Here is a 4846-nt window from a genome sequence, read left to right as displayed (position 1 = left end):
TGCAATTAATTTATACAACCAAATAAGATTACACGTATCTTTAGACTATAAAACACCAAATATGGTATATAAATTATCAGCGTAAATTCAATTTTAACCTGTAGCCATATTTCAGGACTAGACATACAGAAATACTAATAAAATTGGAAAATCAAGGAAAGATAGAAACGTGGAAACCTGATGAAAGCACATTCAGCAAAATACAAGAATTAAAAAAATTCGTTGATTTTGTAGCTAATCTTGAGTTCGCATCTGAAAAAGAAAAAAGGAAAGCAAAAGAAATTAAATACTTGATTGAAAACATTCACAATCCAAAAACCCATAAAAATTGGAATGTTTGTTTAGACATTTTTGACCGTGAAATTCAGGACGGAATTGAAAACGAAGGTTATTATTGGAGAAAATGGTCCGTATACTTTGAAATGGAAAGTTTGGAAATAGAAGCTGAAACAAATCACACAGCAGATGATTTAGGACATTATGGCGATGATTTTTTCTATTATGGAACAATTTACTTTGGAAAAGAAATAAAAGGACAAAGAATTTATATGGATGTTGACATTAATGAATTTATTAAAGACTCGTTGAATTATAAAAAATATATAACAGAATCCCTAAATGACATTGAAATTGATATTGACATATGGGAAAATAAAAAACTTGAATAAAGTACGATTGCCCAACAATGGCTATAAGTAATTGCTTGTTCTCGCCTACTTCTGAAAATCCTCGCGGATTTTCAGTTTGGTGTGTACTTGCAAAGTTAAGTGCAAAACCACGCAACTACTCATAGCCGAGACCGTTATGTGCAACTTAAGTCAACCTGACAATCATAGTTTTTCTAGTTTGGCAAAACCCACTGTCTTTCTATAATTATCGGGAGAAACACCTACTTTCTTTTTGAAAAACCTACTAAAATAAAATTCATCATCGTAACCTAGATTTGCTGCAATTTGTTTCAAAGGTTTTGAGGTTAAATAAAGTTCCCGTTTGGCTTCTATTATTATTCTATTGGTAATTAAAGAGCTAGGTGTTTGCTGCAAATATTTTTTTACAATTCCTGCCAATGTTTTTGTGCTAACACACAAAGCATCAGCATATTCTTTTGGGGAATGTAATTTGCAGTAATTATTCTCAATAGAATCTACCAAATTTTGCAATATTTCGGATTGACTATCAGAAAATTTTGGCACAATATCTTTATCGAATTCCTTTTTTTGTCTCACTGCTTCTATTAAAAACACCTTTAAAAAAGCAACAAGAACTTCATGTTGAGCAATAGAATCTCTATCCATTTCTTTTGAAATTTGGTCTATGAGATTAAAAAACAAGGCTTCTTCAGAAATTTGAAAATGAGGTAAGCCATGAAAGTTATTAAATAGAATTCCTTCAGTTTCGATTTCGTTCTGATGTCGATACGTACAAAAAAAATCAGGATGAAAATTTAATAGCCAACCCGAACAAGATTCTTTAGAAGAAATCATAAAGGGTTGGTACGGCGACAAACAAATCATTTGGTTGCCTTGCAACTCATAGATAGAAATGTCTACACTTAATTTATAGTTACTTCCGTTGAGTAAAATAATAGAATAATAATTTTTCCGCTGTAAATGGTCAAATTGATTAAGATTTTCAAACCTTTCTAGTCTAAAGGCTAATTCACCATTTTGTTTATCTATAATAATTTGAGCCATAAGAATATATTTCTTTATTTAATATTACGTAATAAAAAAGAAAGGAGTGCTTTTACACTCCTTTCTAAAGATAATAATTATTTGAACGTTAAAATATCTATTTTTTGAATTGCTGATGCTTCAAAACCTTCTAATAGAACAGGAGCATTTTCCATAAGTGCAGCTGCAACTTTTCCAGTTAAATGTGCATCTCTACCAGAATCATCTGCAAAAGTATCAAAGATTGCATACGTAGTAGCATCTATTTTTAGAGCATACCAAGATAAAGTTTTTGATTCATCACCAACTAATTGCTTACCGACATTAAGGAAGTTTTCTACATCTTTAGTTTTTGCTTCTTTAGATTTCATAATAACAAGCAAACCCTTGTTTTGCAACCCGGATTTATGATTAGATGCTAATACATCTATTGCTTGAATATCTGTGCTAGGATCAAAGTTCTCTAATAAATCACCTGCATTTGCTAATAGTGCCTTCGCAACTTCGCCTGTTAAATGTGCTTGTCTTCCTTCTTCTACTTCAAAAGTATCATAAATACCAAAAGTATTATTATCAATTTGAAAGGCAAACCAAGAAACTGTTTGAGGTTCTTGATTTACTAATGCTAATCCACCAAGTAAGAAGTTTTTGACGTCCTGTTCTTTTCCTGGTTTTGCTTTCATAATTACTAATAATCCGATTGTTTCATTTTTTGTAATGTTCATAATGTTTGTGTTTTTAGTTTTTGAAAATGTTTGAACTGTAAATCCTAGAAAAAAAACTAGGAGCGTTAATTTTAATGGAACTGTAGTTTTCATTTTTTCTTGTTTTTTTGTTACAGTGCAAATTTGGGATGAAACAAAGGACTGTGGAATGGATGTTTATTACTATAGCATGGACGATTTTCAGAAAAGCAACATTACTAAATCCAGTATGCACATAACAACGTGTATAGCTCATTGCTAATCAGTTGCTTAATCCAAAGTTAAGGCATATTTGGGAAGTCGCCAAATTTTTAAATTTGACGACTTCCAAGAAAAAAAATAAATCGTAAAATTTAAAAATCTGGCTTGTCGCTCAACCGAAAAATAATCGCTAATTTGCACGCAACGAGCCATACACAAGAACGTTGTACGCAAGCTGAGAAACGTACTCAGAAATTTAAAAATTGATGAAATAATGAATAAAAAAGAAATCGCAAGGCAATATATTACTCACCTTGAAAATGGAAATATTGAACAAGTAATCGCTTTATTCAATCAGAATGGAATGGTTGACTCACCACTATACGGAATAAAAAAAGCAGATGAATTTTATCGTGAATTGAATAACGATACTTCAAATTCTGAACTTTATTTAAAAGGAATTTTTGAAGATAATGACTCAAATGATTTAGCTCTTTATTTCACCTATAAATGGACTTTAAAGAATAATCAAAAAGTGGAATTTGATGTAGTAGACATTATTGAATTTGATAATCAAAACAAGATTAGTAAACTAAAAATTATATATGATACTGTTACTGCTAGGAAACTAGTGGAGCAATTATAAAAGAAAGCCTGCGTACAACAATGTATAAAAATAATTGCGATTATGTGCCTAATCAAAGGGAGTTGCGTGTTTACTACGTCTGAATTTCCTTCGGAAATTCCTCGCACGTAAACCCGCAACTATTCTTATACGAAACCGTTGGGCACAATTAAAACAGAATGAATAGACTTCTAATTTTACTTTTTTCAATATTCTTAATTGGTTGTTGCAATGAACCAAAATTGCTGAATAACGGACTGACTAAAAAAGCAACACAAATTACCGAATACACAATCAAAGTGGAAAATGATTCTCTGAATAATCAGATTCAAGACACGCTTGTAATTACCGAAAAGAAATACAACGAAAATGACCAAATAATCAGCAGACATCAGCGGAATTTATTTGCTGACGAAACAATGGACATTGAATTCATTTACAATAATCAAAAAAAGATAAAAAGAGAAATTGTGACACTTTCAAACGACAGTTCAAATTTTATTGTTGATTATTTCTACAAAGACACATTGCTTTTGGAAACAAAATCTGAATCCATAAATGACATTTTTCAATTCAAACAAATTGGAGGTTACAAATATAATTCTGACAATAAACTAAAAGAAAGTTCATTAAAGCAAATCTACATTGACGTTGAAACAAATGACACAATTACTAATACTCTTGAAATAAGTAAATATAACGACAAGGAATTTGTAACTGAATCCAAACTATCGGACTTTAGAAAACCTGAACGGAATTGCAATACTGAATATAAATACGATTGTGGAATTTTAATGGAAATTAAAGAATTTAATAGCAAAGACTCTCTGATTTCAACAACAGAATATAAATACGAATTTGACAAGTTTGAAAATTGGACAAAAAGGGAATCAATTGAGAATGATAAACTAAATTACGTACGAACGAGAAAAATAGAATATAAATAACTGTGCCCAACACCGTATAAAATTAATTGCTAGTGCAAGCCTACTTACGAAAATCCTCGCGGATTTTCTATTCGGTTTGTATTTGCTAAATTAGTTGCTTAAAACACGCAACTAATCTTATACAAACACGTTAGCTTTAATGCGGGAAAAAATTCGTGAAAATTCAAAAATTTAGTTTTTTAATAGTAAAAATAAAATACTGGAATTGAAAAATTACTGTGTAAAATTTTAACACAAAAACGGAATAAAAAAAGAAAAAACTGAACGCAAAAATTACGTGTGAATCCAATCAAACGTGGAAAATTAAAACAGCGGAATTTGAGCAACTTTGCGGAATAACAAACTGTGGAATTTACTCAAACTCGGAAAAAAAGAAATGGCGGAATTGAAAAATTGGAATGAATTTTAAAGCGAAAAAAAAGCACTAAAAGCTAACAACGTGCATAATTCATTGCTTATAAAGTTTTTCCTGCGGAAAAACCTCGCAAACCTCAAATGTTTGTAATTGTTTAATATTTTTTCGCTAAATTCACGCAAACAAATCATGCACAAAACCGTTGTATTTAATAATGACCCGTCCTGAATAAAGGCTACATAATTTTAAACATTATGTATAGAAATGACAAAGTAATTAGACGGTATTCAGAACCCTTTAAACTGAAAATTTTAGCCGAACTTACAACCGGAAAACACACA

At 30.5% G+C, this 4846-nt stretch carries 5 protein-coding genes; 3 read left to right on the top strand and 2 right to left on the bottom strand.

The annotated features are described in order from the left end of the window. The first annotated feature begins 143 nt into the window (after nt 1-143). The gene (locus tag ABDX67_RS13460) at nt 144-668 is read left to right on the top strand and encodes a hypothetical protein (protein WP_347175563.1); all 525 of its coding nucleotides are present in this window, start codon (nt 144-146) and stop codon (nt 666-668) included. A 162-nt stretch (nt 669-830) separates the two neighbouring features. On the opposite strand, the gene ABDX67_RS13455 is transcribed toward ABDX67_RS13460, so the two are convergent. Together ABDX67_RS13455 and ABDX67_RS13450 are read right to left on the bottom strand one after the other, a co-directional pair. Beyond that, entirely contained in the window at nt 831-1694 is an 864-nt protein-coding gene (locus ABDX67_RS13455; protein ID WP_347175562.1) for a helix-turn-helix domain-containing protein, read from the bottom strand. 77 nt (nt 1695-1771) lie between these two features. Further along, nucleotides 1772-2491, bottom strand: coding sequence for a putative quinol monooxygenase (locus tag ABDX67_RS13450; RefSeq protein WP_347175561.1), 720 nt, complete (start codon nt 2489-2491; stop codon nt 1772-1774). A gap of 361 nt (nt 2492-2852) precedes the next feature. Between ABDX67_RS13450 and ABDX67_RS13445 the strand changes: the two genes are divergently transcribed. Both ABDX67_RS13445 and ABDX67_RS13440 read left to right on the top strand, forming a co-directional pair. Then, entirely contained in the window at nt 2853-3224 is a 372-nt protein-coding gene (locus ABDX67_RS13445; RefSeq protein ID WP_077401592.1) for a nuclear transport factor 2 family protein, read from the top strand. Nucleotides 3225-3382: 158 nt separating this feature from the next. After that, entirely contained in the window at nt 3383-4150 is a 768-nt protein-coding gene (locus tag ABDX67_RS13440) for a hypothetical protein (protein ID WP_347175560.1), read from the top strand. Nucleotides 4151-4846: the final 696 nt, after the last annotated feature.

This window comes from Polaribacter uvawellassae (assembly GCF_039748955.1).
In the GTDB taxonomy this organism is placed as follows: Bacteria; Bacteroidota; Bacteroidia; order Flavobacteriales; family Flavobacteriaceae; genus Polaribacter; species Polaribacter uvawellassae.
This window is presented reverse-complemented; position numbering and strand designations above follow the sequence as displayed.

Excerpts from the sequence above, each read along its gene's own strand:
- ABDX67_RS13455 (WP_347175562.1), bottom strand. The coding sequence starts at position 1,694 with ATGGCTCAAATTATTATAGATAAACAAAATGGTGAATTAGCCTTTAGA.
- ABDX67_RS13450 (WP_347175561.1), bottom strand. The coding sequence starts at position 2,491 with ATGAAAACTACAGTTCCATTAAAATTAACGCTCCTAGTTTTTTTTCTA.
- ABDX67_RS13445 (WP_077401592.1), top strand. The coding sequence starts at position 2,853 with ATGAATAAAAAAGAAATCGCAAGGCAATATATTACTCACCTTGAAAAT.
- ABDX67_RS13440 (WP_347175560.1), top strand. The coding sequence starts at position 3,383 with ATGAATAGACTTCTAATTTTACTTTTTTCAATATTCTTAATTGGTTGT.